This is a genomic window from Clostridium sp. Cult2, assembly GCF_021655075.1.
Classification (GTDB): Bacteria; Bacillota; Clostridia; order Tissierellales; family Tepidimicrobiaceae; genus Schnuerera.
Genome location: NZ_PPXX01000106.1, coordinates 1 through 3,949 on the forward strand (window position 1 = coordinate 1; position 3,949 = coordinate 3,949).

3 protein-coding genes are annotated in these 3,949 nt (G+C 27.6%); 2 read left to right on the plus strand and 1 reads right to left on the minus strand.

What is annotated here, in order from left to right; translation table 11 throughout:
* The first annotated feature begins 116 nt into the window (after positions 1-116).
* Together C3E90_RS11845 and C3E90_RS11850 are read left to right on the plus strand one after the other, a co-directional pair.
* Positions 117-812, plus strand: a complete 696-nt coding sequence (locus tag C3E90_RS11845) for a hypothetical protein (RefSeq protein ID WP_236915885.1) — start codon at positions 117-119, stop codon at positions 810-812.
* Positions 772-2,322 carry a DUF2357 domain-containing protein gene (locus C3E90_RS11850; RefSeq protein WP_236915886.1) on the plus strand — a complete coding sequence of 517 codons (1,551 nt, stop codon included), beginning with the start codon at positions 772-774 and terminating at the stop codon, positions 2,320-2,322. Before C3E90_RS11845 ends, C3E90_RS11850 begins: the two co-directional genes overlap by 41 nt.
* 425 nt (positions 2,323-2,747) lie before the next feature.
* Here the strand turns inward: C3E90_RS11850 and C3E90_RS11855 are convergent, their stop codons facing one another.
* Positions 2,748-3,803, minus strand: coding sequence for a copper amine oxidase N-terminal domain-containing protein (locus C3E90_RS11855; RefSeq protein ID WP_236915887.1), 1,056 nt, complete (start codon positions 3,801-3,803; stop codon positions 2,748-2,750).
* Positions 3,804-3,949 lie beyond the last annotated feature (146 nt).

Here is a 3,949-nt window from a genome sequence, read left to right on the forward strand (position 1 = left end):
AATAGTATATATAAAAATATTAAATCAAAGGGTTTTATTTTTTCCTATGAAGATTTAAGTAATTTTTATTTAAGTCTGAAAACAAAACCTTTCCTTATTTTGTATGTTTAGACGAGATGAATTTAGCTAGAGTGGAGTATTATCTAAGTGAATATTTAAGCATTATTGAATCTAGGTATTTTGATGATGACAATCAATTGCTAACAGATAGGATATTTCCCAAAGGTTATTTACCTGAAGATAATCTCTATGCTAATTTAAGGATTCCAGGAAACCTATATATTATTGGTACAGTTAATATGGATGACTCTACTTTTGCTTTTAGTAGAAAAGTATTAGATAGAGTTAATACAATAGAGTTTTCTGATGTAAGATTAGATATTTTAGATTTTGATTTTGAAGATAACAGAGAAGACATGAACCTGGATAATTCTTGGTTTAAAACTAGCTATTTATCTATTAAAGATGCTATTAAAACTGATAGGGAATATGTAAAAAGAGTAAATAAAGAGATTATAGAGATTAATAATATAATGGCTATGGGAAACAAACATTTTGGATATAGAGTAAGGGATGAGATAGTATTTTATATGTTAGAAAACAAAAGATATGGTTTATTAGAAGAACATATAGCCTTTGATTATCAAATTATGCAAAAGATCTTACCTACTATTACAGGTAGTGATAGGGTGATTAAGGATATATTAATAGATCTATACAATTATTGTAATCCAAGCAATCATATTATAGATGGTATAGATTATATTAGACATGGAGAAGAAGGTAACAACTATAGATATTTTCGAAAATAGATTTGTAAAACATATGATTCAACAGACTATTAAAAGATTAAAATCTATAGAAATCTATTTGGATCCTAATGATGAAAGAGAAAATAATACTTTAATATTTATTAGAAAAAAGATAAAAGTTATAGAGATATATTTAAATAATTATTTTCAAGATATTAATGATTTAAAAGGTAACAAAAGCATGAGCTTAGTTTTTCAAATGGCTCCAGGATACAAGGAAATGTATAAGAAATATATTATGTTAAACAAAGGATTAGATTTAGGAGATGATTTATTTAAAATAACACCTAAAAAACTATATTCACTATATGAAATGTGGTGTTATTTAAAGATTCACAAGATATTATGTGATTTGGGCTATGAAGTTGAGGAATATGGCATATTACAATATAAGGATAATGGTATGTATCTATCATTATTGCAAGACTCTCAATCCAAAATGGTATATAAGAGTAATAAAAACAAATTAGAATTATGGTACAATAAATCCTATTCAATGCCAACAACAGACCAAAGACCTGATACAGTTTTACATATTAGGAATCTAAATGATAAGGATAATAGAATGTATATTTTCGATGCAAAGTATAGAATATCAGTGGAAAATGGCAAGATTGGTCCAATGGTTGAGGATATAAATGTTATGCATAGATATAGAGATGCTATTGTATCTAAAATGAATGACGATTTTCACTATAAATATGATACCTTTGGGGCCTATGTTATGTTTCCTTATGGAAATGAAGAGGATTTTTTAAACCATAAGTTTTATAAAAGCATTGAAGAAGTTAATGTAGGAGCATTTCCAATGCTTCCAGGCAGTACAAAACTTATTACAAAACATTTGAAAAAGATAATTAATCAATCTCACTTGGAGGCTAAAAGTGAGAGAATTTCAATAGATGAATATGATGATTATGCTAAGTTTAAATTAGAAAATGTGATGGTAGTAAATGTAAAGGATAAAAGACATTTTCAGGCATATAAGGATTATAAATTTTATCATATACCTGAAAAAAGATTATCTAATGTAAGACTTGGGATTGAATATTTGGCCTTTTATCAATCTAAAAAGTCCTTCGGTGATGAAGGAGGAATTAAATATTATGCTAAAATTGATAATATAGTTAGATATAAAAGGGGAGAATGCAAGGAATTAACTGCTAGAAAAGGAACTGAAAATGAATATTATCTTAGGTTTAATTTAGATAATATTGAAGAAGTTGGGATCATAGAGCCAATTCAAGCGGGAACCCAAATAATATCCTATACGACTTTATATTTATTGAAAAATGCAGAGAATATGCATGAACTTAAATTAAAGAGTAATCTGGAAATAGAGGTCTATAAAAAACTTAAGAAAATAGCAAGTTTAAAAGGATATACAATTAGAAAAGAACATGATAAATATATTTTAAATAAAAATACCATTGAAATCTTAGAAGGGAAAGTAATAAGAGTAAATGGAGCAGGTGTAAAATTAAAAGATTTAGAAAGGTTAATAGATTAATCGTGGATACTGTATCAGTATAATCTGATTTTGAATATAACCTAATATCTATACGGGAGATAGTGACAACATTGTAGCTGAAAAAGCCATAGAATTTGCTAAATAAATGAAATAACAATCATCCAGTAGTTTTAGACAGATATTTAGCCACTATACTAGGATTAAATGAAGCTATTATACTTCAACAAGTCCATTATTGGTTAGAAATAAATAACAAAAACAAGAAAGATATTTCCAAATTAAGGTATAATATACTTAATCAAACGACCCTTGAAAGATTAGTTAACGACTAATTTCTACATATTATTACTTTGTATTCTAATCCCAATTATTATCCCAAGGAAAGAGAATACACAAAATTATTTACACTGCCTACTAAAAAACCTAAACAAATTTGTTTAGGTTTTAGTATTATATTGGCTCTATTAATATCTTGGACCTTTTATATCAATTCGTTTAGCAATTTTATCCCAATAAACATCATATCCAAAACTTTCACTAATAAATCTAGCTGGTATGTAGGTGCTGCTATTAATCAACTTAGCTGGAACATCGAGCTCAAAAGCTTCACCATTGACCGTCACTATTTTGCTATCTATCTTCATTATAACAGTGGTATTTCCCTTAATGGCTGTTACAATTCTAGTCTTTCCATCCCATTTTATGGTGGCACCCATTTCCTCTAATAATGCCCTTACAGGTACTAGGGTTCTTCCATTTACCATTACAGGATTTGTATTTATTTTATTATTGTTTAGATATAATGTAGGTTGTATTGCTTGATTCAATAATTTTAGACCATTAGTATGTCTTACATTTCCCCAATCTCTCTCTAACAAATTAGCTACCTTTTTTTTCGTATTCATAACTTTATCGAAATTAGACTTACTTACTTTTTCTTCATTCAAAAAATATTGATATGTCATTTTGCTATTAGGTTCAATGTCAACATTTCTCATTCCATTAATAGTGGCAAGATTCACCAATTTGTCTCCGTCAAATTTATAATAATATTTAAACTCATACTCATAGCCTTGTGCATATCTTCCTCCAGTTACTTCAATATAATCTAAGCCAGTTTTTGTATCCTTTATTATATTCCACTCATATTCATCTTCTGCTAAAGCTCCATCATGGTCATAGACTTTAGAGCATTTTTTTTCTATTTTTCCATCTTTGTAAGTTAAAATTTCAAGGTATAAATTACTTTCTGTACCATACTGGGAATATTCTTCTGCTGTATAAATTAGTACAAGGGCAGGATCGAGTTTTGAGTCATAATTTAATAAACTTGCTGCTATGTTTTCTGGAGTTACAGAGTAGAATCCTGTTGAAAAATTATGAATATAATTGATATATTCGAAAATTATTTCATTGAGTTCTGTTGATTTTGCTGCTAATACCCCCTTAGTTGAAGTGGTTATAAAGCATATAACCAAAGATAATATTAATAAATAATTGATTAGTTTTGAGTTTTTCATCTCTTACTCCTCCTTTAAATATACGTAGTGTCAAATTTGACACTCCCATTTTTTATTAAAACCTTATATTATCAAGGGTTACATAGTTTTTTATAAAACAAAAACAATGACCCCCCATTTTCTGTTATAATTTGAGTTACTACACA

Bases quoted from the DNA above. Each gene is read 5' to 3' on its own strand.
- C3E90_RS11855 (WP_236915887.1), bottom strand. From the start codon at position 3,803: ATGAAAAACTCAAAACTAATCAATTATTTATTAATATTATCTTTGGTT.
- C3E90_RS11850 (WP_236915886.1), top strand. From the start codon at position 772: ATGGAGAAGAAGGTAACAACTATAGATATTTTCGAAAATAGATTTGTA.
- C3E90_RS11845 (WP_236915885.1), top strand. From the start codon at position 117: ATGAATTTAGCTAGAGTGGAGTATTATCTAAGTGAATATTTAAGCATT.